The sequence below is a fragment of the Pseudonocardia sp. OZ21 genome, from assembly GCF_059359135.1.
Map to the genome: position 1 here is coordinate 1 of NZ_JCADBN010000018.1, position 23,719 is coordinate 23,719.

At 71.9% G+C, this 23,719-nt stretch carries 22 protein-coding genes and 1 tRNA gene; 8 read left to right on the top strand and 15 right to left on the bottom strand.

The window, feature by feature from the left end:
• Positions 1-171 precede the first annotated feature (171 nt).
• From AC5L35_RS30880 to AC5L35_RS30895, 4 genes are all read right to left on the bottom strand, one after another.
• Positions 172-1,932, bottom strand: coding sequence for a branched-chain amino acid ABC transporter permease (locus AC5L35_RS30880; protein WP_495063257.1), 1,761 nt, complete (start codon positions 1,930-1,932; stop codon positions 172-174).
• Positions 1,929-2,858 carry a branched-chain amino acid ABC transporter permease gene (locus AC5L35_RS30885; protein ID WP_495063258.1) on the bottom strand — a complete coding sequence of 310 codons (930 nt, stop codon included), beginning with the start codon at positions 2,856-2,858 and terminating at the stop codon, positions 1,929-1,931. Before AC5L35_RS30885 ends, AC5L35_RS30880 begins: the two co-directional genes overlap by 4 nt.
• 79 nt (positions 2,859-2,937) lie before the next feature.
• Positions 2,938-4,173: a branched-chain amino acid ABC transporter substrate-binding protein gene (locus AC5L35_RS30890; protein ID WP_495063259.1), complete on the bottom strand. Its 1,236-nt coding sequence runs from the start codon at positions 4,171-4,173 to the stop codon at positions 2,938-2,940.
• Positions 4,174-4,359: 186 nt separating this feature from the next.
• A complete protein-coding gene (locus tag AC5L35_RS30895; RefSeq protein WP_495063260.1) occupies positions 4,360-4,995 on the bottom strand; it encodes an ANTAR domain-containing response regulator in 636 nt (211 codons plus the stop codon).
• A 159-nt stretch (positions 4,996-5,154) separates the two neighbouring features.
• On the opposite strand from AC5L35_RS30895, the gene AC5L35_RS30900 reads away from it, so the two are divergent.
• Positions 5,155-5,228, top strand: a tRNA-Leu gene (locus AC5L35_RS30900).
• A 31-nt stretch (positions 5,229-5,259) separates the two neighbouring features.
• On the opposite strand, the gene AC5L35_RS30905 is transcribed toward AC5L35_RS30900, so the two are convergent.
• A complete protein-coding gene (locus AC5L35_RS30905) occupies positions 5,260-6,291 on the bottom strand; it encodes an LLM class flavin-dependent oxidoreductase (RefSeq protein WP_495063261.1) in 1,032 nt (343 codons plus the stop codon).
• 77 nt (positions 6,292-6,368) lie between these two features.
• Complete coding sequence (locus AC5L35_RS30910; protein WP_495063262.1) at positions 6,369-7,496, bottom strand: dipeptidase; 1,128 nt, start codon at positions 7,494-7,496, stop codon at positions 6,369-6,371.
• Positions 7,497-7,554: 58 nt separating this feature from the next.
• Between AC5L35_RS30910 and AC5L35_RS30915 the strand changes: the two genes are divergently transcribed.
• Entirely contained in the window at positions 7,555-8,046 is a 492-nt protein-coding gene (locus AC5L35_RS30915; protein WP_495063263.1) for a DUF309 domain-containing protein, read from the top strand.
• 41 nt (positions 8,047-8,087) lie between these two features.
• A complete protein-coding gene (locus tag AC5L35_RS30920; protein ID WP_495063264.1) occupies positions 8,088-9,242 on the top strand; it encodes a GNAT family N-acetyltransferase in 1,155 nt (384 codons plus the stop codon).
• Here the strand turns inward: AC5L35_RS30920 and AC5L35_RS30925 are convergent.
• The 5 genes from AC5L35_RS30925 to dprE2 all read right to left on the bottom strand — a co-directional run bounded on the left by AC5L35_RS30925 (position 9,223) and on the right by dprE2 (position 13,794).
• Positions 9,223-10,395 carry an ABC transporter substrate-binding protein gene (locus AC5L35_RS30925; RefSeq protein WP_495063265.1) on the bottom strand — a complete coding sequence of 391 codons (1,173 nt, stop codon included), beginning with the start codon at positions 10,393-10,395 and terminating at the stop codon, positions 9,223-9,225. The two genes, AC5L35_RS30920 and AC5L35_RS30925, sit on opposite strands and share 20 nt — an antisense overlap.
• A gap of 23 nt (positions 10,396-10,418) precedes the next feature.
• Complete coding sequence (locus tag AC5L35_RS30930) at positions 10,419-11,249, bottom strand: ABC transporter permease (protein WP_495063266.1); 831 nt, start codon at positions 11,247-11,249, stop codon at positions 10,419-10,421.
• Positions 11,246-12,031: an ABC transporter ATP-binding protein gene (locus tag AC5L35_RS30935; RefSeq protein ID WP_495063267.1), complete on the bottom strand. Its 786-nt coding sequence runs from the start codon at positions 12,029-12,031 to the stop codon at positions 11,246-11,248. Before AC5L35_RS30935 ends, AC5L35_RS30930 begins: the two co-directional genes overlap by 4 nt.
• Positions 12,028-12,897 carry an ABC transporter permease gene (locus AC5L35_RS30940; protein WP_495063268.1) on the bottom strand — a complete coding sequence of 290 codons (870 nt, stop codon included), beginning with the start codon at positions 12,895-12,897 and terminating at the stop codon, positions 12,028-12,030. Before AC5L35_RS30940 ends, AC5L35_RS30935 begins: the two co-directional genes overlap by 4 nt.
• A gap of 159 nt (positions 12,898-13,056) precedes the next feature.
• Positions 13,057-13,794 (bottom strand): decaprenylphospho-beta-D-erythro-pentofuranosid-2-ulose 2-reductase, encoded by a 738-nt coding sequence (dprE2, locus tag AC5L35_RS30945; protein WP_495063269.1) that lies wholly within the window; start codon positions 13,792-13,794, stop codon positions 13,057-13,059.
• A 58-nt stretch (positions 13,795-13,852) separates the two neighbouring features.
• Between dprE2 and AC5L35_RS30950 the strand changes: the two genes are divergently transcribed.
• Complete coding sequence (locus AC5L35_RS30950) at positions 13,853-14,122, top strand: MSMEG_0570 family nitrogen starvation response protein (RefSeq protein ID WP_495063370.1); 270 nt, start codon at positions 13,853-13,855, stop codon at positions 14,120-14,122.
• Between the two features lie 108 nt (positions 14,123-14,230).
• Positions 14,231-15,061, top strand: coding sequence for a shikimate dehydrogenase (locus AC5L35_RS30955; RefSeq protein WP_495063270.1), 831 nt, complete (start codon positions 14,231-14,233; stop codon positions 15,059-15,061).
• Between the two features lie 162 nt (positions 15,062-15,223).
• Here AC5L35_RS30955 and AC5L35_RS30960 read toward each other — a convergent pair whose 3' ends face one another.
• The gene (locus AC5L35_RS30960; RefSeq protein WP_495063271.1) at positions 15,224-15,805 is read right to left on the bottom strand and encodes a class I SAM-dependent methyltransferase; all 582 of its coding nucleotides are present in this window, start codon (positions 15,803-15,805) and stop codon (positions 15,224-15,226) included.
• An 81-nt stretch (positions 15,806-15,886) separates the two neighbouring features.
• Here AC5L35_RS30960 and AC5L35_RS30965 point away from each other — a divergent pair, with 81 nt between their 5' ends.
• Together AC5L35_RS30965 and AC5L35_RS30970 are read left to right on the top strand one after the other, a co-directional pair.
• Positions 15,887-17,260 carry a PLP-dependent cysteine synthase family protein gene (locus tag AC5L35_RS30965; protein WP_495063272.1) on the top strand — a complete coding sequence of 458 codons (1,374 nt, stop codon included), beginning with the start codon at positions 15,887-15,889 and terminating at the stop codon, positions 17,258-17,260.
• Between the two features lie 7 nt (positions 17,261-17,267).
• On the top strand, positions 17,268-17,975 hold the full coding sequence (locus AC5L35_RS30970) for a DsbA family oxidoreductase (RefSeq protein WP_495063273.1): 708 nt from the start codon (positions 17,268-17,270) through the stop codon (positions 17,973-17,975).
• Between the two features lie 226 nt (positions 17,976-18,201).
• Here AC5L35_RS30970 and ilvD read toward each other — a convergent pair whose 3' ends face one another.
• Both ilvD and AC5L35_RS30980 read right to left on the bottom strand, forming a co-directional pair.
• Positions 18,202-19,884, bottom strand: a complete 1,683-nt coding sequence (ilvD, locus tag AC5L35_RS30975; protein WP_495063274.1) for a dihydroxy-acid dehydratase — start codon at positions 19,882-19,884, stop codon at positions 18,202-18,204.
• Positions 19,885-19,930: 46 nt separating this feature from the next.
• Positions 19,931-21,286, bottom strand: coding sequence for an MFS transporter (locus tag AC5L35_RS30980; protein WP_495063275.1), 1,356 nt, complete (start codon positions 21,284-21,286; stop codon positions 19,931-19,933).
• A 141-nt stretch (positions 21,287-21,427) separates the two neighbouring features.
• Between AC5L35_RS30980 and AC5L35_RS30985 the strand changes: the two genes are divergently transcribed.
• Positions 21,428-21,751: a hypothetical protein gene (locus tag AC5L35_RS30985; protein ID WP_495063276.1), complete on the top strand. Its 324-nt coding sequence runs from the start codon at positions 21,428-21,430 to the stop codon at positions 21,749-21,751.
• A gap of 59 nt (positions 21,752-21,810) precedes the next feature.
• On the opposite strand, the gene AC5L35_RS30990 is transcribed toward AC5L35_RS30985, so the two are convergent.
• Positions 21,811-23,673, bottom strand: a complete 1,863-nt coding sequence (locus tag AC5L35_RS30990; protein ID WP_495063277.1) for a DEAD/DEAH box helicase — start codon at positions 23,671-23,673, stop codon at positions 21,811-21,813.
• Positions 23,674-23,719 lie beyond the last annotated feature (46 nt).

Genomic DNA, 23,719 nt, shown 5'->3' on the forward strand with positions numbered 1-23,719 from the left:
TCTTACCCGCCCCGTTCGGCCCGATCAGGCCGATGATCTCACCCTCGGCGAGACCGAACGACACCTCGTTCAGCGCCCGCAGCCCACCGAACTGCATCGTGACGCCGGACGCCTGCAGCATGGCCGGCTGGGCCTTCGCGTGCCGGGGCGTCATGTTCGTGGTCGGCTGGCTCATGACGCGCTCGCCTTCCCGCCGTCGGTACCGGATATCGGGGTCGTCACGGGTTCGGCATCCGGCGCCAACTCGGCACGGCGGTGCCGGTCGGGCACCAACCCCTGCGGCCGGAACCGCATGATCAGAATCAACGCGATGCCGAACAGCAGCAGCCGGTAGTCGGAGAACTCGCGCAGCTTCTCCGGCAGGACGAACAGGATCGACGCCCCGAGCACCGCGCCGGGGATCGTGCCCATGCCTCCGAGGATAACCGCGGCCAGCAGCGTGACCGACTCCAGGAACCGGAAGCTCTCGTAGGAGACGGTGGCGGTCTTGTGCGCGAAGAACGCGCCCGCGAAGCCGGCGAGCGTCGCTCCGATGAGGAACGCCAGGATCTTGATCGGCCCGGTGCGGATGCCCATCGCCCGGGCCGCGTCCTCATCCTCCCGGATCGCGATCCACGCCCGGCCCAGCCGCGAGTTCTTCAAGTTCGCGAACACCAGCATGACCGCGGCCACGATCAACACGATCAACACGTAGTACAGGACACCCGGCGCCAACCGCAGCCCGCCGATGACCACCGCATCATTGAAATCATTGCCGAACAGCGACACCGGCGGAATGCCCGGGATCGCGTTCGACCCGCCGGTCAACCCACCGATGTTGTTCTGCGCCGACCGCACGAAGATCTCACCGAACGCCAACGTCACGATCGCCAGGTAGTCCCCACGCACCCGCAACGTCGGCGAACCGACGATCGCGCCGAAGATGCCGGCGATCACCGCCGCGATCACCATCACCAGCGGGAACGGCAGCTCGATCCCGATCCGGGACGCGGCGGCACCCGAGAAGTTCGCCGCGACGAACGCGCCGATCCCGAGGAACGCGACGTACCCCAGGTCCAGCAGGCCGGCCAGGCCGACCACGATGTTGAGCCCGATGGCTGTCGCCGCGTAGACGCCGATGTTCGCCGCCACGGTCATCCAGTACTCGTTGCCCGCCCCGGTCAGGGGAAGGAGCAGCGCGGCGACGAGCAGCACGATCACGCTGAACAGGCGGTGCCGCTCGGACACCGCTCCGATCCAGGCAAGCAGCCCGGAGGCATGCAGCGCCCCCAGCAGCCCACCCACTGCCCCGAGGAAGGACAGGAACACCGCCCCGGAGTAGACGTTCGCGGCGCTTCCCTGGCCACCACTGGTGAGCACCGCCGACACGAGCAGGAGCAGCAGCGCGTAGGTGACCACGAGGATCAGCCACTCGAGATACCGGTTGAACCGCCAGTTCCACACCGGTACGGGCGTCAGCCCGCCCGCGGTGGCGCCGAGGACGAGCAGCACGCCGCCGACCAGCGCCACGACCGCACCGAACGCCACCCCGTCGGCGACGGTGATCGCGCCGAGGCCGCCGCCCTCCACTGCGATGTAGAGGCCGTTGACCACGGCGACCGCGATCACACCCCAGCCGACGGCGCGCAGGATGCGCTCCCGCCCGGGCACCGACACCAGTGCAATCACGATCGCGGCGATCCCGAACACGGCCAGGTGCAGCCGGAACCCGCTGACGGCGAACGGGGCGGAGAAGAACTCGAGGGTCGACTTCTCCGGATACGGACCCTCGTTCAGCACGAACGTGGCCCACGGCAGCAGCGCGCCGACAAGGGTGAGCAGCCCACCGGCGATCCGCAGCACGGTGGTGTAACGCGCGAGTGGGGCGAGCCGGGAGTTCGGTGATGGTGGAGGCATGGCGGGGGCCGGCGGAGGCTTCTCGAGAGTGGTCATGCCCGCACCCGTTCCGTCTCACCGAAGAATCCCTGCGGCCGGAACACCAGCACCGCGATGAGCACCACGAAGATCCACACGTAGTCGTACGCCGAGCCGCCGGGGAGGTACTGCCCACCGAGCGACTTGATCAGCCCGATCGCGAGGCCGCCGACGACCGCTCCTCGGATGCTCCCGATTCCGCCCAGCACCGCCGCGGTGAACGCGAAGATGCCGTTCTGGAACCCCATGTCGATGTTGATGTTGTTCAGATATCCGCCGTAGAGCACGCCGCCGATGCCGGCCAGCGCGCCACCGAGGACGAACGTCAGCACGATGACGCGGTCGGGGTCGATACCCATGAGCCGAGCCACGTCACGATCCTGCGAGGTGGCACGCATCGCGCGCCCCATCCGCGAGCGATCGATGAACAGTTGCAACCCGATGGCCAGCCCCAGGGACACGACGATCAGCAGCATCCCGGAGTACTTGATCGGCACACCGTCACCGATCGGGATCATCCAGGTGCCCGGCACGAAGATGTTGGGGAACGGGATGGCCGCGGTGGCACCGGGATAGAAGACGCGGACCGCCTCCTGCAGCGCCACCGAGACACCGAGTGCGGTGATCAGCGGGGCCAGCCGCGGCGCGTTACGCAAGGGCCGGTAGGCGAAACGTTCCATCGCCACCGCCACGCCGACCGCAACAGCGGCACCGGCGATCAGCAACAGCGGCAACGCCAGATACCACTGTTGCTGGACGAATGTGGGGAGCAGGTAGGTGAACATCGCCAACCCGCCATAGGCGCCGACCATGAAGATCTCGCCGTGAGCGAAGTTGATCAGTTGGATGATGCCGTAGACCATCGTGTAGCCGAGTGCGATCAGTCCGATCAGGGAACCGAGCACCAGTCCGTTGACGATCTGGGACAGCAGCGTGGACAGCAAGCGGGTGGTCCCTCCACGAGCGCCGGGGGCGGAGTGTTGCCCCGCCCCCGGCCTGTGATGCCGTTATGTGGTCTACAGATCAGCCTGCGAAGCTGCCCGTGGACCCCTCGACCGGCGCGAAGTTGTCACCCTCGACCGTGTAGACGGTGAGCACCTTGTTGGTGGTGTCGCCGTACTGGTCGAACGCGATCGGACCGCCCGCACCGTCGAGCTTGGTGTCCTGCACGGCCTTCACGATGTCGGCCCGCTTGGCCTCGCTGTAGTCACCGCCGGCCAGGGCCTTGGCCACCCCGGCGATGATCACGTTGGTGGAGTCGTAGGTGAACGCACCGTAGGCGCTGAACTCCTCGGCGTAGTTCGCCGCCGCGTAGTCGTTGATGAACTGCTGCGCGCTGGGCAGCGAGGCGGCCGGCGCACCGACGTTGGTGGCGAGGTCACCCGCCTTCCCACCGAGAGCGACGAACTGAGCGTCGACGATGCCGTCGCCACCCATCAGCGGGATGTTCAGACCTGCCGCCGCGAGCTGGGCCGACAGCGGGCCCGCCACCGGGTACTCGCCGCCGTAGTAGACGGCGTCCGGGTTGAGCGCACGGATCCGCGTGATCACGCCCGAGAAGTCGGTGTCACGCTCTCCGACCTTCTCCCGTGCGACGACCTTGGCCCCGAGCTTGGTGGCCTGCTGCGAGAACTGCTCCGCGAGCCCCGAGCCGTAGGTCTTGCCGTCGTCGATCACGGCGATGTTCTTCTTGCCCGCGGTCTGAACCAGGTAGTTCGCCGCGTACGGACCCTGCACGAGGTCGGTGGTGGCCACCCGGAAGTAGTTGTCGAACGGCCGCGCCGGGGCGGTGGTGGCGTCTGCACCCAGGGTCAGTGCCGGCCCGGTGTTGGCCGGCGAGACCACCACGATGTTGCGTTCCTGGAGGATCGGCTGCACCACCTGAGCGGTGGAGGAGTTCAGCGTGCCGACGACCCCCACGACGTTGGGGTCGGAGGCCAGCTTGGTGGCAGCCTGGTTGGCGACCTGCGGCGTGGCCTGGTCGTCCTCCGGCTGGAACGCCAGCTGGTAGCCGGGCACCGCGCACTTCTGGTTGGCCTGGTCCACCGCGAGGTCGGCCGAGTTGCGCATACCGAGTCCGAGAGCGGAGAGCCCACCTGACAGGGGCGCGATCATGCCGATGATCAGCGTGCCCTTGCTGGTGTCGCAGGCAGCGCCGCCTCCCGTGCCGGTGGCCTCCTCACGGTTGGTTCCGCATGCCGTGAGCCCGAGAGCTCCGGCAAGGATCGCGGCGGTGACGATCGTCCGCCTCCGAATCATCCTGTTATTCCTTCCGTACTGCGCGATCTGCTCCGGGCGAGGCCCCGACGTCCGTTGCCCCCGGTTGCCGGGGAGACTCGCGGACGGTAAAGGAAAGCACTCGACCGAGTCACCATCCGGGGCGGGTCCTTTACCGGACCGCAATCTGCCATCGCGGATTGTGACGATCGCTCAGCGGACGGTGGATCAGGACTTCGGCGCGGCGAGACCGTCGACCACAGCCTCGGCGACGGCCTTCATGGTGGTGCGGCGGTCCATGGCGGTGCGCTGGATCCAGCGGAACGCCTCCGGCTCCGACATGCTCTGCCGCGTCATCAGCAGGCCCTTCGCGCGGTCGACGACCTTGCGGGTCTCCAGCCGCTCGGTGAGGGTGGCCACCTCGTCCTCGAGCGCGCGCTTCTCCGCGAACCGGGACACGGCCAACTCGATGGCGGGCACCAGTTCGTGACGCGCGAACGGCTTCACCAGGTAGGCCATCGCGCCGGCGTCGCGTGCCTGCTCGATGAGGTCGCGCTGGCTGAACGCCGTGAGCATGACGACGGGCGCGATGCGCTCCTCGACGATCGACGCCGCAGCGGTGATGCCGTCGACCTTCGGCATCTTCACGTCCATGATCACGAGGTCGGGGTTCAGCTCACGGGCCAGTGCGACGGCCTGCTCACCGTCGCCTGCCTCGCCCGCGACCACGTAGCCCTCTTCGGTGAGCATCTCGGCGAGGTCGAGACGGATCAGCGCCTCGTCCTCCACCACGAGCACCCGCAGACCAAGGCCCTGTCCGGCCTCGCCTGCAGTCGTGTCCTGCTCCGAAACCTGCTGCGTCACGAGGCTTCTCTCCTTCGCCGGAGGGTCGTACCGGAAGCCTTCAGGGTACCGGGCGACACCGAGGACCCGGCTGTGATCTCGCCGGACCCGAAGTGAGGGCGAAGTGGGGGGTGAGGTCGTCGCGCGAGACGTCCCCGCTAGGATCACTACCTGCAACTTGCCCCCGTAGCCCAATTGGCAGAGGCGACGGATTCAAGTCCCGTTCAGTGTGCGTTCGAGTCGCACCGGGGGCACTGGCAGCTTTCATTCCCGGTTCGACCGGCGCTATTCGCCGCCGGTCCCGTCACGCCGCCAGCCGAGCGCCGGTCCGAGGTGGGTGGCGATGTCGGTGAGGATCTGGACGTAGTCCTCGTGCTCGAGGGTGAACGGCAGCGCGAAGGCCACCTCGTCGATCTCCCGGAACGCGATGTCGGCATGGAGCCGCTCGGCAATCTCGGCCGACGTGCCGACGAGGTCCGGCGCGAACATCATGCGCGCCGGACCCTGCGGGGTGGCGGTCCGCGGCGTGCGCTTCTCGGCGAAGGCCACGTACTTCGCGCGCTGCTCGGGCGAGGCCGAGTCGGTGGGGATCACGACGAGCCCCTGCGAGATGCGCGCGCGGTCGCCGTCGGGGTGGTGGGCGCGGAACGTGCGGATGTGCGACAGCTGGATCTCGGCGAAGTCCTCGGACTCCTCGGCCTTCACCACACTGCTCATCAGGAACGCCATCCCGTGCTCACCGGCCCACTGGGCCGACCGCAGACTGGCGCCGCCGTACCACATGCGGGCGGCCAGGCCCTCGGAATGCGGCTGCACGCGGTCGGAGAACACCTCGAAGCCCTCGACCCCGCTGAAGTCGGTGGCGGGCTTGCCGCGCACGAGGTCCAGCAGCCGCCGCACCCGCTCGTAGCTGAAGTCCTCGCTGTCGGCGGTGTCGGGGTACAGCGCGTTCTTGACGCGGTCGTAGTGCATCGGAGGGCCGACGCTGACCCCGGGGTTGAGTCGCCCACCGGAGAGGATGTCGACCGTGGCGAGGTCCTCGGCCAGCCGCAGCGGGTTCTCCCAGCCCAACGGGATGACCGCGGTGCCCAGCTCGATCCGGCTGGTGCGTTGCGAGGCAGCGGCCAGCACGGCGACCGGTGACGAGATGCCGTACTGGAGGTGCCGGTGGCGCACCCAGGCACTGTCGAACCCCAACCGCTCACCCAGCTCGATGATCTCGAGTGTGGACTCGTGGCCGCGACGAGGGTCGGCCTCGTCGAACAGCCCTATGGTCAGGAAGCCCAGCTTCCGCAACGGTTCCGACGGCAACGGCACCAGATCCTCCACATGCGATAGGGCCAGTCCGATTGTGCGGGTGGCCCGGCGGATCCTGCCACTGCGGGCCTCCGCGATCAGCCAGCCGCCTCCTCCGTGGCCCGCAGCACCCGCAGGGCGTTGCGCCCGGCGAGCTTCGCGCAGTCGTCCTCGCTCCAGCCGCGCTCCAGCAGGGCCGTGAACAGCGCCGGGTACCGCGACACGTCCTCGAGCCCGACGGGGAGGTCCGTGGTCCCGTCGAAGTCCCCACCGATGCCGATGTGGTCGATGCCCGCCACCTCGCGCGCGTGCTCCACGTGGGCCACGACGTCGGCCAGGGTGGCGTCCGGGCAGGGCGGGCCGTCCCACGACGCGGTGAAGGCGTCGCGGGCCCGCAGGTCGCGATGGTCGATCCCGGCGTCGGTCATGGCGGTCTGCAGCCGCCGGTCCCACTCGACGGCGGCAGCCGAGACGAAGCGCGGGACGAAGGTCACCATGCAGACCCCGCCGTTCGCGGCGAGCGCGCCCAGCACGTCGTCCGGCACGTTGCGGGGATGGTCGGTGACCGTGCGGCAGGACGAGTGGGTGAACAGCACAGGCGCGGTGGTGGTGGCCAGCGCGTCGCGCATGGTGGTGGCGGCCACGTGGGAGAGGTCGACGACCATGCCGATCCGGTTCATCTCACGCACCACCTCGTGGCCGAAGTCGCTGAGACCACCGTGCACGGGCTCGTCGGTGGCCGAGTCGGCCCAGTCGGTGTTGAGGTTGTGGGTGAGGGTCAGGTAACGGACGCCGAGGCGGCGCAGCGCCCTCAGCACCCCGAGCGACCCCCCGATGCAGTGCCCGCCCTCCGCGCCCATCAGCGAGGCCACCCGGCCTGCCCCGAATGCGGCCTCCGCCTCGTCGGCGGTGGTGGCCGCGCCGAGATCCGACGGGTACCGCTCGGTGAGCCGGTGCACCAGTTCCACCTGCTCCAGCACGGCCGTGACGGCGTCGGCCCCCGCGAACGAGCACGGCACGAACACCGACCAGAACTGGACGCCGACCCGGCCGGCCCGCAGCCGGGGCAGGTCGGTCTGCAGCATGGGGAGCCCCGCCGCGAGGTCCGTGCCCGCCACGGCGTCGGCGGGGTCGGGCCCGGCGAGGCGACGCAACGCCCACGGCAGGTCGTTGTGCCCGTCGACGAGCGGGGTGCGGGAGAGCAGGTCGAGCGCCCGGTGATCCACTGTCCGAGTATCGCCCCCCGAGGCCCGTCGCCGCACCGATCGTGGCACGGTGCATGTCATGACCACCCCGCGCGACCGTGACGCCGCGGGGCGGGCCCGCAACGCCCGCCCCCGCGATGCGTACGGACGCCCGCTCCCCCGCGGTACCGAGGGCGTCGACCAGGTGCCCGATGACCTGGAGCTCACCCCCGACGAGGCCGTGACGGAGGCCCAGCGGTTGCTCGACGCCGGCCGCCCGTTCTCCGCGCACGAGGTGCTGGAGGGGGCGTGGAAGGCAGCAGCGGAGCCGGACCGGGAGCTGTGGCGCGCGCTGGCCCAGCTCGCCGTCGGGCTGACCCACGGGCAGCGCGGCAACGCCCGCGGCGCCGTCGCGCTGCTCGACCGCGGCGCGGGGCACCTCGCCCGCTATCTCGGCCCGGTGCCCGCCGGGCTCGACGTCCCGGGCCTGCTGGCCCACGCCGACGCGCTGGCCCGCCGGATCGAGCGCGACGGCGCGGCCGACCTCACCGCGCACGACCTGAGCCCGCGCCTGCGGGCCGGCACGACCTAAACCCGCTCGCCAGCGGCCGGCCGGTCCGGAGATCATGCCCCGTGACCATCACACCGGTGCTGACCGACGGCGTCGTCACCCTCCGCGCGCACGTCGCCGCCGACGTCGATGAACTCCTCCTGATGGGGTCCGATGCGGAGTCGGCCCGCTGGACGACCGTGCCCGCGCCCTACGGGCGCCGGCACGCCGAGCACTGGGTACACGAGGAAGCACCGGCCGGGTGGCGTGACGGCACGGCCTTCCGCTGGGCGATCGAGGCGGCCGACGCCGGCACGCCCAGGTTCGCCGGCAACCTCGACATCCGCACCGGCCCACCGCCCGACCTCGGCTACGCGGCGGCGCCGTGGGCCAGGGGCCGTGGGCTGGTGACGCGCGCCGTGCGGCTGGCCACCCGGTGGGCGTTCGACACCTGCGGGCTGCCGATCGTGCACTGGTCCTCGATCGCGGGCCACCTCGCGTCCTGGCGGGTGGCCCACGCCTGCGGCTTCACCTTCCACGGGGACCGGCCCCTGGCCATGGCGCACCGCGGCGTGCTGCACGACGGCTGGTACGCCTCGCTGCGCCCCGGCGACGAGCAGTCACCGCGCACGACGTGGTGGCCCGTGCCCGTCCTGGAAGGCGAGCGCGTCCGGCTGCGGGCGCACACCGAGGCCGATCTGCCGCGCATCGCCGAGGCCTGCTCCGACGAACGGTCCCGGCACTGGTTGGCCGGGCTGCCCCACCCCTACACCGAGCAGACCGCGCGCGAGTTCGTGCGGAGCCGGCGGCTCGGCGAGTCGCTCGGGCAGTCGGTCACCTGGGCGGTGGCCGACCGGGACGACGACCGGATGCTCGCCAACCTGGCCGTCTTCGGGCTCGACGACACCCTCAACCCCACCGGTGGCGAGATCGGCTACTGGGCCCACCCGGACGCGCGCGGCCGTGGACTCGTGAGCGAGGCGGTGGACCTGGCGGTGGCGCACGCGTTCACCCCGGTGCCGGACGGCGGCCTCGGCCGGCACCGGCTGCAGATCGGCGCCGCGTGGTCGAACACCGCGAGCCGGCACGTGGCCGAGCGGGCCGGGTTCACCCTCGCCGCGCGCTACCGCCAGGACGGCGTGATCGGCTACGGCGAGAGCCGCAGGCTCGACGACGGCGCGTGGTACGAGCGGCTCGTCGACGACCCCTCGCCCGCGGTCACGACCCCCCGGGGTTGAGGGTGACGGTGGTCGGCGCGTAGCCGGCACCCTCCACGTCGACACCGTCGGCCTTCAGCAACCCGATCGCCCGCTCGACGTAGGTGTTGGTGAAGGCCTCCGGGTCGGGGTCACGCGTGAGCACCGTCTGCCCGTCGGCGTTCACGGCCGTGCGCGCCACCCGCACCGTCTGCTCCCACGCCGCGGGGTCGATCGTGCCGGCTCCCGCCGCCGGCGACGGCCAGATCAGCTTGTTGACCTCGTTGACCTGCCACAGCTGGTGGCTGGCGCCGAGCGTCGATCCGGCCTTGACGACGATGTCGCGGCAGGACTCGACGTTGTCGCGGCAGTACGCCCAGCCCTCGATCGAGCCGGCGATGAACCGCGTGGTGGTGTCCTGGTAGGCGGGGTCCGACAGCCGCTCGGTGCTGGCCCAGATCGCGTCCTGCAGCATCGCGGTGCCGGTGTCGTTCCAGTTGATCACCGAGAAGTCGGCCGGGGTGTAGAGCTGCCCCGTCGCCGGGTTCCGTGCCTCGAGCACCTGCGCGTACTCGTTGTACGACATGGCCTGCGCGGCGTCGATCTCGCCGGACAGCAGCGCCTCCATGTCGAACTGCTGCTGCACCAGCGTGACGTCGTTGGCGGGGGTGAGCCCGGCCGCCGTCATGCCCGCGAAGAGCTCGAACTCGTTGCCGAAGCCCCAGTTGCCCACCCGCTTGCCCCGCAGGTCGCCCGCGGACGTGATGCCCTTGTTCGCGAACGCCACCTGGTAGGTGCCCGAACGCTGGAAGATCTGGGCGACGTCCGTGATGGCCGCGCCCTGTTCCCGCGAGGCCAGTGCCTTCGGCACCCAGGCGATCGCGTAGTCGGCCTGACCCTGGGCCAGCACCGTCTGCGGGACGATGTCGACCCCGCCCTCCTTGATCTGCACGTCGAGCCCGCGCTTGGCGTAGAAGCCCTGGTCGACTGCGGCGAGGTAGCCGGCGAACTGGCCCTGGGTGGACCACTGCAGCTGCAACGACACCCGCTGCGGGCCGTCGCCGGATGCGGAGCTGTCCGTGCCCGGCCCCGTCGTCGTGCACGCGGCCACGGAGACCACGAGCGCGGCCGCCACGGCGAGCGAGCGCAGGAGTCGTCGGGACGGCGGGCGACCGGCCGCTGAGCGTCGGTGCATGGAGACCTCCGGGAGTTCGTCGATCAGGTGCGACCGCGGGTCACCAGGCGCTCGACGAGCAACCCGGCGAGGTGGAACAGCAGCCCCAGTGCGATGGAGGCGGCGACGAAGGCCCACGCGCGGGCGTAGGCGGTGTTGGCGGCGGCCGAGGAGATCCGGCTGCCCAGGCCGTTCTGCAGGCCCCCGAAGTACTCCGCGACGATCGCCGCGATCACCGCGGCGGGCGCGGCCAGCCGCAGCCCCGTCATGATGTACGGCACCGCACCCGGCAGCCGGACGAACCGCGCGTGCTGCCAGGGGGTGGCGGCGAGCGACGTCATCAGCTCGGCGTGCACCGGCGGCACCTGGCGCAGCCCGCGCATGGTGGACACGAACACGGGCACGATCACCACCACCGTCACGACGAGGCGGCGCGCAACCTCGGTGGTGGAGCCGAACATCGTGGTGAACACCGGGGCGAGCGCCACGATCGGCACGGCGCTCGCGGCCAGCACCACCGGCGTGGCGAGCTCCTGCACCAGCCGGGACGCCGCCGCCAGGAGTGCCAACGCCACCCCGAGCACGAACCCGGCCACCAGCCCGACCAGCGCGTTGCCTCCGGTGACCGCGGTGGTGGCGAGGATGACGGGGGCCTGCGCCCCGATCTGGGTGACGATCGCGCTCGGCGGGGGCAGCAGGAAGGAGGGCACCCGGCCCAGCACCACCACCAGCTCCCACACCACGAGCCCCGCGATCCCGAACACGACGGCGGGCCAGACCCCGAGCAGCCGACGCACGCCGCGTCCCGTCCCGGGTTGCACGCGCCTGCCCGCGCTCACGCCCGCCGCGCCGGGCACCGCGTCCGACCTGGTCATTCGTGCCCCTTGCGCAGCGCCTCGCGCACCGCGGTGATCGCGGCGAAGAAGGCGCCCGACTCGCGGACGTCCTCGACGTCGGCCGGCGCGAGGTCGGTGGCCACCCCGTCGGCCGGCCGGCAGCCCTGCACGATCTCGGTGATCCGGCCCGGCCGCGGTGACATGACCACCACACGGTCCGAGAGCACGACCGCCTCCGGGATCGAGTGCGTCACGAACAGCACGGCGGCCCCGGTCTCCCCGATGATCCGCAGCAGCTCGGCCTGCATCCGCTCGCGGGTCATCTCGTCCAGCGCCCCGAACGGCTCGTCCATGAGCAGCAGCCGCGGGCTGGGCGCTAGTGCCCTGGCGATCGCGACCCGCTGCTGCATGCCGCCCGACAGCTCGCTCGGGCGTGACCCGGCGAACTCGTGCAGCCCCACGAGCGTCAGCAGCTCCGTGGCACGCGCCCGGCGTTCCACCTTCCCGACGCCGTGGACGTGCAGCGGCAGCTCGACGTTCTCGGCGACCGTGCGCCACTCGAGCAGGCCGGCCTGCTGGAAGGCGATGCCGTAGTCCTGGTCCAGCCGCGCCTGCTGCGGCGACTTCCCGCCGACGAGCACCTCACCACCGGTCGGCTGCTCCAGGTCGGCGACGACGCGCAGCAGCGTCGACTTCCCGCAGCCCGACGGCCCGATCAGCGACACGAACTCAGCCGCGCCCACCTCGAGGTCGATGCCGTCGAGGGCGTGGACGTCGCCGAACCGCTTGTCGACGCCGGTGAGGGCGACAGCGGCGGTCATCGGACGCTCCCGCGGTAGCGGCGCAGGCCTACGTCCAGCAGCCCGACGGCGCCCGCCGCGACGAGACCCAGCACCGCGGCGCCGAGGATCGCCGTGTACATGCGCGAGGGATCACCGGTGGCGGACTGCGCGTACTCGATGATCAGCCTGCCGATCCCCCCGCGGGTGCCGGTGGAGATCTCCGCGACGATCGCGCCCACCACGGCGGCCGCCGCGGCCAGCCGCACCGCAGGCACGACGTGCGGGACGGAGGCGGGCAGCCGCAGGCGCACCAGCGTGGTCCACCAGCCCGATGCCATGGCGCGGAACAGCTCCACGTCGGCGCTCGCCGGAGAGGTGAGCCCGCGCAACATCCCCACCGCGATCGGGAAGAACGCCAGGTAGGAGGCGATGACCATGACGCTCGCCCACGGCTGCCACGACCAACCCAGGATCGCGATGTTGCCGCCCCACCCGGCGACCAGCGGGGCGATCGCGATGAGCGGCACCGTCTGCGACGCCACGACGTAGGGCAGGGCAGCCCGCTCCACCAGCCGGAAGCGCTGCATGACCAGCGCCAGCAGGACACCGAGCACCCCACCGAGCAGCAGGCCGCCCATGGCGAGCCCCAGGGTGAACAGCGCACCGGACGCCACCGCGGCACCGACGGTGCGCGTGGTGGCCGCCCCGGCGACCTCGGGCTCGGTCAGCCGCCCGAGCACGGTCCAGACGTGAGGCATCGCCGCGTTGTCGGTACGGGGCAGCAGGCGCGTGCCGCCGACCGTGACCCCGGCAGCGGGCAGAACGAGCTTCGCGAGCTCCCACAAGACGATGAGCAGCACGAACGCCGCGACAGTTGTGACAACTGTGCGCGACCGACTTCCCATCCGCAGGCTCCTGACGCTCGGCCACACCCCGCGGGTTCCCGGGTGGTGGAAGGCGATACTGCGAGGCGCGGATGACCGTAGCGTTACCGGAGCGTTCCCAGTAGTGCTTCCTGCTCCGTATGTCCGTTCAGCGGTATGTCCGCTCAGCGGTATGTCCGCTCAGCGCGGCATGCGCCGCCACACCGCGCGGGGCGCATGGCGGAGCACGGCGAACACCGGCCGCAGCACCGCCGGCACCCACACCTCGCCCCGGCCGCTGCGCAGCGCCCGGACGGTCGCGTCCGCCACCTGGTCCGGAGTGGACGAGAAGGGAGCAGGCGCCATCCCGTCGGTCATCCGGCCGATCACGAACCCCGGACGCACCAGCAGCACCCGGGCGCCGCTGCCGTGCATGGCGTCCGCGAGGCCGCTGGTGAAACCGTCGAGACCGGCCTTCGCCGAGCCGTACACGTAGTTCGCGCGGCGCACCCGCACCCCGGCGACCGACGAGAACACCACGATCGTCCCGCAGCCCTGGGTGCGCATCACGGCCGCGAGCTGCGTGAGCACCGCGACGTGCGCGACGTAGTCGGTGTGCACGATCTGCACGGCGTGGTCCGGGTCGCGCTCCGCCCGCACTTGGTCCCCCAGCAGGCCGAACGCGACCACCACGACGTCGAGCCTGCGGTGGCGGCGTACCACGTCGAGCAGCACCGCGCGGTGCGACCCGAGGTCGTCGGCGTCGAACTCGACCCGGTCCACCGCGGCCGCCCCGGCGTCACACAGCGCCTTCTCCTCGGCGTCGAGGTCCGTGCTGCGGCGCGCCGCCAGCACCACCGTCGAGCCCGGCGCGAGCCTGCGCGCCACTTCCAGCCCTATCTCGCTCCGTCCACCAAGGACGAGAACCGTCTCCCCCATCGGCGCAGCCTGACATATCGCCGCAACACGGGAGTTCTAGCGTGGCGGAGTGCCCGAGATGACGTTCGAGATCCGCTGGCCGGACGGCTCGGCGCGGCCCTACTACTCGCCGTCGCTCGTCGTGGAGGAGTACCTGACCGCCGGGGAGTCGTACCCCGTCGAGGAGTTCGTGCGGCGCAGCCGGGAGGCGCTCGGGATCGCAGGCGAGCGTGTGCGCGAGAAGTACGGCTTCTTCTGCTCGCGGGCGGCGGCCTCACTGGCGGCGATCGAGCAGACCGCAGCCGGCTTCGCCGACGGGTCGGTGCGCGTGGAGCGCCTGACCCGCTGACACCCCCGCGAGTCGCCCGGAAAACGTGCGCGAGTCGCCCGATCTCCGCGGCCGCTGCTGTCCCCGGCCCGCTGAGGTCACGGCCGGCACCTGGCACATACTGGCCAGATGCGTGCCGCCGTCCTCGGCTCCCCGGTCGCCCACTCGCTCTCGCCTGCGCTGCACACCGCCGCCTACGCCGCGCTCGGGCTGCACGACTGGAGCTACGAGCGCTGCGAGTGCGACGAGGCAGCCCTTCCCCGTCTCGTCGCCGGGCTGGATCGCGAGTGGGCGGGACTCTCCCTGACGATGCCGCTCAAGCGGGTGGCGCTCGAGGTCGCCGACGACGTCTCACCCCTGGCCACGGCCACCGGTGCCGCCAACACGCTCGTCCAGCGCGACGGGCGCTGGTCCGCCCACAACACCGACGTCGCCGGTCTCGTCGCCGCGCTGCGGGGGGCGGGCGTCGGGGCGCCGGGGACGACCAAGCGCGCCGTCGTGCTCGGCGCCGGCGGCACGGCCCAGGCCTCCCTGGCGGCGCTGCGCGAGCTCGGGGTGCCCGAGGTGGACGTGCTCGTGCGGTCCGTCGAACGGAGTGGAGAGCTGCGGGCGGCGGCCGACCGGCTCGGGGTGTCCCCCACCGTCAGTGCCACGCTGGCCGACCCGGCCTCGGCGACCGGCGCGATCACCGGGGCCGACGTCGTGATCTCCACGCTGCCGTCCGGAGCCGCCGACGCCCTCGCCGGCGCCGGCCAGGGCACGGTGGTCCTGGACGTGGTCTACGCGCCGTGGCCCACGCGCTTCGCCGCCACCGCGGCGGCCGGCGGGGCGGAGGTGGTGAGCGGGCTGGAGATGTTGCTGCACCAGGCCGTCGCCCAGGTGGAGCTGATGACCGGGCGCCCCGGCCCGGTGGCGGAGATGCGCGGCGCACTGGACGAAGCAGTGGCCGCGCGCGCCTGACCCCGCCCCACACCCCCGCGAGTCGCCCGATCCCGGCACGCGAGTCGCCCGATCCCGGCACGCGAGTCGCCCGATCCCGGCGCGCGAGTCGCCCCTTTCCCGCGCGCGAGTCGCCCGAACCGGCCCGACCCCAGCCGCGGGGGACGGCCTGCCGAACTCGCCTCAGGGGCGCCGGTGCACCGACACCGCGTAGTTCCCACCCTCGTACGGTGCCCGGTCCCACGTCGCGAACCGGTCCTCCGGCTCCAGCCCAGCCACCGCGCACCAGCCGTCGTAGTCGGCGAGCGTCGGCCACCCCTCCTGCAGCTGGAAGCCCGCGACGAGCCGCCCGCCGGGCCTCAGGTGCCGCGCACACGCCTCCACCGCGGCGGGGCGGCTGCCGTCCGGCACGTACGGGATGACGTTGCCGGCGAGCGCCACCACGTCGAACCGCTCCGGACGCGACAGCTCCGCCAGGTCGGCCGCCACCCACTCGACGTCGGGAGACTTCACCCGCGCTGCGGCGATCATGTCCGGGTCGACGTCCACCCCCAGCACCGCGATCCCCCGGCGGACCAGCTCGATCCCGACGCGCCCTGTGCCGCAGCCGCCGTCGAGCACCGAGGCCGGCCGGTAGGACGTGATGAGATCCGCCTCACCGTGCGGGTTCTCCCCCGCCTCCGCCATCTGCCGCCACCGCTCGTCGTACCGGTCGAGGTCGACCTGCTCACGCCACTGGTTCCAGTCACCGGGGAGGTCGGTCATGGCTTCAGGCTACGAGCCACCGACATTTCTGGATCGCGGAAACTGCGGATCTCGCCGTGGGATGGACGACAATGGGGCACCGTGACTGTTCACGAATCCGTGCTCGACGCCGTCGGTGGCACCCCGCTCTTCCGGCTCAACCGGATCACCACGGGCCTCACCGCCGCCGTGTACGTCAAGGTCGAGTACGCCAACCCGGGTGGCAGCGTCAAGGACCGCGCGGCGCTGGCGATGGTGCTCGAGGCCGAGCGGCTCGGCGACCTACAGCCCGGAGGCGTGATCGTCGAGGGGACGTCCGGGAACACCGGTATCGGCCTCGCCATGGTGGGCGCCCAGCACGGGTACCGGACCATCGTGGTGGTGCCCGACACGGTCGCGCGGGAGAAGGTCGCCCTGTTGCGGGCCTATGGGGCACAGGTGGTCCAGACCCCGGGAAAGCTGCCGCGCGACCACCCCGAGCACGTCAACAACCTCGCCCGCCGCATCGCCGACGAGACGCCCGGCGGCTGGCACGCCAACCAGTACGACAACCCGGCGAACCCGCGCATCCACGAGCTGACCACCGGCCCGGAGATCTGGGAGCAGACCGGCGGCCGGATCACGCACCTGGTGGCGGGCGTCGGCACCGGTGGCACCATCAGCGGCACCGGGCGCTACCTCAAGCAGCACGGCGTCACCGTCGTCGGCGCCGACCCGGCCACCTCCGTGTACTCCGGGGGCGACGGCAGCCCGTACTTCGTCGAGAGCATCGGGCACTTCGTGCACCCCGCCACCGTCACCGACACCTGGCCCCTGTCGTACGACCAGGGCGTGCTCGACCGGTTCGAGCGCATCCCCGACCGCGAGTCGCTGCTGACGACGCGCAGGCTCGCGCGTGAGGAGGGCCTGCTCGTCGGCGGCTCGGCCGGCACCGCGGTGGCCGGGGCACTGCGGGTGGCGGCCGAACTCGGCCCCGAGCACCTCGTGGTCGCGATCCTGCCCGACTCCGGTCGCAGCTACCTGTCCAAGTACTTCGACGACGACTGGATGACCCGGCTCGGCTTCCTCGACGCCGCTGACGGCCCGTTCGTGCGCGACGTCCTGCCGGAACGGGGCCTCGCTGTGGCGCACACCGGGCACACGGTCGCCGCGGTGCTCGACACCCATCCCGACGGGCTGGTCGCCGTCGTCACAGCACGGCAGTCCGACGACCCGACGCGGTCGGCGCCGGAGGTGCTCGGGGTGGTCGAGACCGCGGCTCTACGTGCGATGGTGACGGCCGAGCCCGGCCGTGCCGACGACGACGTCGCCGTCCACGCCGGGCCCGCCCCCATCGCGGTGGGGGCCGGGGAGAACCTCGCGGCCGCCCGTGGCCGGCTCGTGGACGAGGGACCGGTACTGGTGCTCGTCGACGGGCGGGCGGTCATCCTGATCCCGCGCAGCACCCTGGAACAAGGCCCCGCAGCAGGAGGTTGACCCGGACATGAAGGTGGAGATCTGGTCGGACGTGGTGTGCCCGTGGTGCGCGATCGGCAAGCGTCGTTTCGAGAAGGCACTCGCGCAGTTCGCGCACCGTGACGAGGTCGAGGTGACCTGGCGGAGCTTCGAGCTCGACCCGAGCGCTCCCCGGGAGCGGGAGGGCGACCTGGCCGAGCACCTCGCCGGGAAGTACGGCGTCTCGCGGGAGCAGGCCGACGGCATGCACCGCCAGATGACCGACACCGCGGCGGCGGACGGCCTCGAGTTCCACTTCGAGCGCGCCCGCGGCGGCAACACCTTCGACGCACACCGGTTGATCCACCTCGGCGCTGAGCGCGGCATCCAGGACGCGGTGAAGGAACGGCTGTTCACCGCCTATCTCACCGAGGGCGAGCGCATCGGCGACCCCGAGACGCTGGTGCGGCTCGGCGCCGAAGCCGGTCTGGACGCCGACGAGGCCCGCGAGGTGCTCGCGTCCGATCGCTTCGCCGACGAGGTGCGCGCCGACGAGCGGCAGGCGCAGGCGTTCGGCATCAACGGGGTGCCGTTCTTCGTGATCGACCGGACGTACGGCGTCTCCGGCGCCCAACCGGCCGAGGCCCTGCTCGACGTGCTCGACACCGCCTGGGCGGAGACCCACCCCCTGCAGGTGCTCACGCCGGCGGGCGACGCCACCGGTGAGGCGTGCGCGGACGGCTCCTGCTCCGTCTGAGAACGGCAGCTCACACCCGAACCGGGCGACTCGCGCACCGAGACGGGCGACTCGCGCACGGAATCGGGGCGACTCGCGGGGTGAGATCGGGCGACTCGCGTACCAGAAACGGGCGACTCGCGGGGCCCCCCGCGAGTCGCCCGTTTCGTGTGCGCGAGTCGCCCGTTCCGTGCCCGCGAGTCGCCCGTTTCGTGTGCGCGAGTCGCCCGTTTCTTCGCCGGCGGCGTCAGCTGCAGACGGCTCCCTGCGCCGCGGAGCCGACGAGCTTCGCGTACTTGCCCAGCACCCCGGTGCGCAGGGTGGGCTCGGGGGGTGACCACGCCTCGCGGCGGCGGGCGAGCTCGGCGTCGTCCACGAGCAGGTCCAGGGTGCGGCGCTGCATGTCCAGCACGACCGTGTCGCCGTCCTTCACGAACGCGATCGGGCCGCCGTCGGTGGCCTCCGGTGCCACATGCCCCACGCACAGCCCGGTGGTGGCACCGGAGAACCGGCCGTCGGTGAGCAGCAGGACGTCCTTGCCCAGCCCGGCACCCTTGATCGCGCCGGTGACGGCCAGCATCTCCCGCATGCCCGGGCCACCGCGCGGACCCTCGTAGCGGATCACGACGACGTCGCCGGGCTGCAGCGTGCCGTCCTCGACGGCCGTCATCGCGCCCTGCTCGCCGTCGAACACCCGGGCCGTGCCCTCGAACCGCGACGAGTCGAAGCCCGCGCTCTTCACCACGGCCCCCTCCGGGGCGAGCGAGCCCCGCAGGATCGTGATGCCGCCGGTGGGGTGGATCGGGTTGTCCAGGGCCCGCAGGATGCTGCCGTCGAGGTCCGGGGGATCGATCACGGCGAGGTTCTCCGCGACGGTGCTACCCGTGACGGTGAGCGCGTCGCCGTGCAGCAGACCCGCCTCCAGCAGCGCCTTCATCACCACCGGCACACCGCCGACCTGGTCGACCGTGGACATCACGTGCGCCCCGAACGGCTTGACGTCGGCCAGGTGCGGCACGCGGTCGCCGATGCGGTTGAAGTCGTCGAGCTCCAGCGGGACGCCGGCCTCCCACGCGATGGCCAGCAGGTGCAGCACCGCGTTCGTGGAGCCGCCGAACGCCATCACGACGGCGATCGCGTTCTCGAACGCCTCCCGGGTGAGGATCTGGCATGCGGTGATCCCCTTCTCGATCATCCCGACGACGGCCTCGCCGGACGCGCGGGCGATCCCGTCGCGGCGGCGGTCGACGGCGGGCGGGCTGGCCGAGCCGGGCAACGCCATCCCGAGCGCCTCTGCGGCCGAGGCCATGGTGTTGGCCGTGTACATGCCTCCGCAGGCGCCCTCGCCAGGGCAGATCGCCCGCTCGATCGCGTCGACCTCCTCGCGGGAGATCAGGCCGCGGGCGCACGCCCCGACCGCCTCGAACGCGTCGGCGATGTTGACCTCACGCCCGTTCACGTAGCCGGGCAGGATCGAGCCGGCGTAGACGAACACCGCGGCGAGGTCGAGCCGCGCGGCCGCCATCAGCATCCCGGGCAGGCTCTTGTCGCACCCCGCGAGCAGCACCGTGCCGTCGAGGCGTTCGGCCTGTACCACGGTCTCCACGGAGTCGGCGATGATCTCGCGGCTGACCAGCGACCAGTGCATGCCGATGTGGCCCATCGAGATACCGTCGGACACCGAGATCGTCCCGAACTCCATCGGGAAGCCGCCGCCCCGGTGTACCCCCTCCTTGGCGGCGATGCCGAGGCGCTGCAGCGAGAGGTTGCAGGGCGTGATCTCGTTCCAGCTCGACGCGATGCCGATCTGCGGCTTGCTGAAGTCCTCGTCGCGCATGCCGACGGCCCGCAGCATCCCGCGGGCGGCCGCACGCTCGAGCCCCTGCGTGACGTCCCGGCTGCGCGGCTGGAGGTCGGACGTCTGGGTCATCGGGTGGTCCTTCCGTACTGCTGTGGTGGTGACGGCTCTCGTCGGATCATCCTCGCCGCGCCGGGTCGGGACGCTCCGCCGGGCCGTACCCGGCCGGGGCGGGAGCCCGATCGAGCCGCAGGACGATCACCCCGGCCAGCACCATGAACGCGGCCACGACGAACATGCCCGTGCGGAAACTGCCGGTGAGGTCCTGCAGCCAGCCGGTGAGGTACGGGCCGGCGAAACCGCTGAGGTTGCCGAACGAGTTGATCAGTGCGATGCCCGCTGCCGCCCCGACGCCGGTGAGGAACGCGCTCGGCAGTTGCCAGATCACGGGGATCGCGGAGTAGACGCCCACCGCGCACACCGTCATCGCGGCCATCACGAGGTAGGGCGAGTCCAGGTACAGCGCGACCGCCACGCCCGCGGCTCCGAGGAACGCGGGCACCGCGATGTGCAGGCGCCGCTCCCCCGTGCGGTCGGAGTGCCGCGCGTTCAGCACCATCGCGACGGACGCGACGGCGTACGGCACTGCGGTGATGAGCCCGATCTCGACCAGCGAGAACGTGATGTCGAACTGTTCCTGCAGGTCCGACACCACCTGCGGGAGGAAGAACGCGAGCACGTAGAGCCCGAACACGATCCCGAAGTACACCATCGACAGCGCCACGACGCGCCTGTCGCGCAGCCCGGCCCGGATCCCTGTCTCCTGCGGCACCTGAGCAGCGTCCTCGTCCGCGATCCGGCGCTCCAGTGCGTGCTGCTCCGGGGCGGAGAGCCAGCGGGCCCGGCTCGGTCGGTCCGGCAGCAGCACCAGCACCAGCACGCCGACGAGCACTGCCGGGATGCCCTCGACGAAGAACATGAAGCGCCACCCCGCGTCGAAGCCGAGCAGGCCGCCGCCGTTCTGGATGAGGAGGGTGGACAGCGGCGCGCCGACCACCGACGACAGCGGGACGGCCAGGAAGAACAGCGCCACGACCTTCGCCCGCCGCGCCCGCGGGAACCAGTACGTCAGGTACAGGATGATGCCGGGGAAGAAGCCGGCCTCGGCGATGCCGAGCAGGAACCGCACGACGTAGAAGCTGATCTCGCCCTGCACGAACGCCGTGGCGGACGCCACGACGCCCCAGGTGATCATGATGCGCGCGATCCACAGGCGGGCACCGACGCGGTGCAGGATGACGTTGCTCGGCACCTCGAAGAAGAAGTAGCCGACGAAGAACAGCCCGGCGCCGAGGCCGTACGCCGCTGCGGAGAGTCCGAGATCGCGGTTCATGGTCAGCGCGGCGAACCCGACGTTCACGCGGTCGACGTAGTTCAGCAGGTAGCACAGGCCGAGGAACGGCAACAGCCGCCACATGGCCTTACGCACCGCTGACTCGACCACCGGGTCCGTGGTGGTGACCGCCTCGGCCATGGCTCCCCCTCGAGCTCGTGGGCGTCAACTCCTACCGGGGAGCCCGGGAAACGACAACCGGGGGCGCAGCCGGGTGATGTGGTGGCTCGAGCCGGTGCAGGTCCTGGTGCCGCCGCGGCGAGGTGCGCTTGGATCGGAGGCGTGCAGCCCGCCGAGCGGTTCGCCGCGCTGGTGGCCGAGCTCGCCGCCGAGCCCGGCGTCACCCCGCCCGGAGCGGAACGCGGCCGCGGGTTCGGCTCCGCGGCGTTGAAGGTCCACGGCTCGATCTTCGCGATGCTCACCCGCGAGCGGCTGGTGGTGAAGCTGCCCGCCGCCCGGGTGACCCAGCTGATCGACGTCGGGGCGGGCGAGCCGTTCGAAGCCGGCCGGGGACGCCCGATGCGGGAGTGGCTGACGGTGGGCGCGGACCACGACTGGCCTGCGGTGGCCAGGGAGGCGCTGGCCTTCGTGAGCCGGCGCCGCTGACACGCAGAGAGCCGTACCGCTGCGAGCAGCGGTACGGCTCTCTGTGACGTGCTGAGCCCTCAGTCGCGGCGGGGACGGCCGGCGCCGGCCGACGCGAACCCGCGGTCGCGACGGACGTTGGCCCGGCGACCCTTCAGCGTGGTGCTACCCCGAAGACTGCGCAGCACGTCGTCCGCGGCGTGCTCGGGGATCTCCACCAGCGCGTGCCGCTCGTGGATCTGGATCGCGCCGATGTCGCGGCCCGACAGGTTCGACTCGTTGGCGAGCGCGCCCACGATGTCCTGCGGCCGGACGCCACTGGCGCGTCCTGCGTTGACGAACAGCCTGGTGGTGCCCGCCTTCGGCGGCCGGATGCCCGCCGCGCCGCCACGGCCACGGCTCTCGCGCGGGTCGCGGGATCCGCCGGAGCGCGGTGCGGTGACGACCGGGATGTCCTCGCCGTCGTCGGGCGAGCCGGCGGCTTCCTGCATCAGGCGCACCGCAGCGGCGGCGACGTCGACCGCGTCGAACTCGGCGGCGAGGCCGGCGAGCATCGCGCGGACACCGTCGTGATCGGCCGGGACGGCCGCGGAGACGGTGGCACCGGCGTCGACGGCACCCGCGTCCACCGTGTCGGCGTCGGGCTCGACCGTGCCGGGGTCGACCGGGACCGACGCGGTGGTGAGACCGAGGTCGGCCACCAGCCGCTCGCGCAGCGCGGCGGAGGTGCGCTCCAGCCGGGCGGCCCGCAGGTCGGCGGCCGTGGGCACCGGGGCGAACGCGATCGGCTGTCCGGTGAGACGCTCGACGGCACGCAGGGCGTGCACCTTCGACGGCGGCACCAGCGTGATCGCCACGCCCTCGCGCCCGGCGCGGCCGACACGCCCGATGCGGTGGACGTAGGCCTCGGGCGACTGCGGCACGTCGTGGTTGACCACGTGCGTGAGCAGGTCGATGTCGAGACCACGGGCGGCCACGTCGGTGGCGACCAGCAACTCGGTGCGGCCGCTGCGCAGGCGCTCGACCACCCGGGTGCGGTGCTCCTGGTCCATCCCACCGTGCAGTGCCTCGGCGCGCAGGCCGCGAGCGGTGAGAGTCTCGGTGACGGCGTCGACGTCGAGCCGGGTGCGGCAGAACACGATCGCCGCGGTCGGCCGCTCGGCCTCGAGCACGCGGCCCAGCGCGGCGGTGGTGTGGGTGCGCTGAACCAGGTATGCGGTCTGACGGACCTTGGGTGCCTCACCGTCCGGCACCGACTCGCGCCGGATCCGCACCGTGACGGGCTCGCGCAGGTACTTCTGCGCGAGGGTCTCGATGCGGCGCGGCATGGTGGCCGAGAACAGCACGGCCTGCCGGGTGTCGGGGGTGGCGTCGAGCAGGGTCTCGATGTCCTCGACGAAGCCCATGTCGAGCATCTCGTCGGCCTCGTCGAGCACGACGATCTCGAGGTCGTGCAGGTGCAGCGCACCGCGGTTCATCAGGTCGATCGCGCGGCCGGGGGTGGCCACGACGATGTCGACGCCGTTCTGCAGCGCCTTCCACTGGGGGCCGGCGGGCGCGCCGCCGTACACCGTGAGGACGCGCGCGCCCAGCCGCGACCCGTACCGGGTGACGGCCTCGGACACCTGCAGCGCCAGCTCACGGGTGGGGGCGAGGATCAAGCCGAAGGGCGCGTCGCCACGGCTGCGCTCGGGGCGCTGCTCGGCGAGGCGCTCCAGCATCGGCAGCGCGAACGCCGCCGTCTTGCCGGTGCCCGTGGCCGCCTGACCCAGCAGGTCACGTCCCTCGACGAGGGGCGCGATCGACTCGGCCTGGATCGGGCTCGGGTGCGTGTAACCCAGCTCCTCGACCACGGCCAGCAGCTCGGGCCGCAGCGGGAGGTCGGAGAATCGGGGGAGGTCGGACTGGTGGTCGTTCAGGGTCCCGTTGAGGGGCAGCGTCACAGATCGTCTTCCGTCGCAGTGAAACGGGAGCGCGAACGGCACTCCC

Coding starts and splice junctions, on each gene's coding strand:
- AC5L35_RS30880 (WP_495063257.1), bottom strand. CDS start 1,932: ATGACCACTCTCGAGAAGCCTCCGCCGGCCCCCGCCATGCCTCCACCA.
- AC5L35_RS30890 (WP_495063259.1), bottom strand. CDS start 4,173: ATGATTCGGAGGCGGACGATCGTCACCGCCGCGATCCTTGCCGGAGCT.
- AC5L35_RS30915 (WP_495063263.1), top strand. CDS start 7,555: ATGACCACCCCGCGCGACCGTGACGCCGCGGGGCGGGCCCGCAACGCC.
- AC5L35_RS30925 (WP_495063265.1), bottom strand. CDS start 10,395: ATGCACCGACGCTCAGCGGCCGGTCGCCCGCCGTCCCGACGACTCCTG.
- AC5L35_RS30930 (WP_495063266.1), bottom strand. CDS start 11,249: ATGACCAGGTCGGACGCGGTGCCCGGCGCGGCGGGCGTGAGCGCGGGC.
- AC5L35_RS30935 (WP_495063267.1), bottom strand. CDS start 12,031: ATGACCGCCGCTGTCGCCCTCACCGGCGTCGACAAGCGGTTCGGCGAC.
- AC5L35_RS30940 (WP_495063268.1), bottom strand. CDS start 12,897: ATGGGAAGTCGGTCGCGCACAGTTGTCACAACTGTCGCGGCGTTCGTG.
- dprE2 (WP_495063269.1), bottom strand. CDS start 13,794: ATGGGGGAGACGGTTCTCGTCCTTGGTGGACGGAGCGAGATAGGGCTG.
- AC5L35_RS30950 (WP_495063370.1), top strand. CDS start 13,853: ATGACGTTCGAGATCCGCTGGCCGGACGGCTCGGCGCGGCCCTACTAC.
- AC5L35_RS30955 (WP_495063270.1), top strand. CDS start 14,231: ATGCGTGCCGCCGTCCTCGGCTCCCCGGTCGCCCACTCGCTCTCGCCT.
- AC5L35_RS30960 (WP_495063271.1), bottom strand. CDS start 15,805: ATGACCGACCTCCCCGGTGACTGGAACCAGTGGCGTGAGCAGGTCGAC.
- AC5L35_RS30970 (WP_495063273.1), top strand. CDS start 17,268: ATGAAGGTGGAGATCTGGTCGGACGTGGTGTGCCCGTGGTGCGCGATC.
- ilvD (WP_495063274.1), bottom strand. CDS start 19,884: ATGACCCAGACGTCCGACCTCCAGCCGCGCAGCCGGGACGTCACGCAG.
- AC5L35_RS30980 (WP_495063275.1), bottom strand. CDS start 21,286: ATGGCCGAGGCGGTCACCACCACGGACCCGGTGGTCGAGTCAGCGGTG.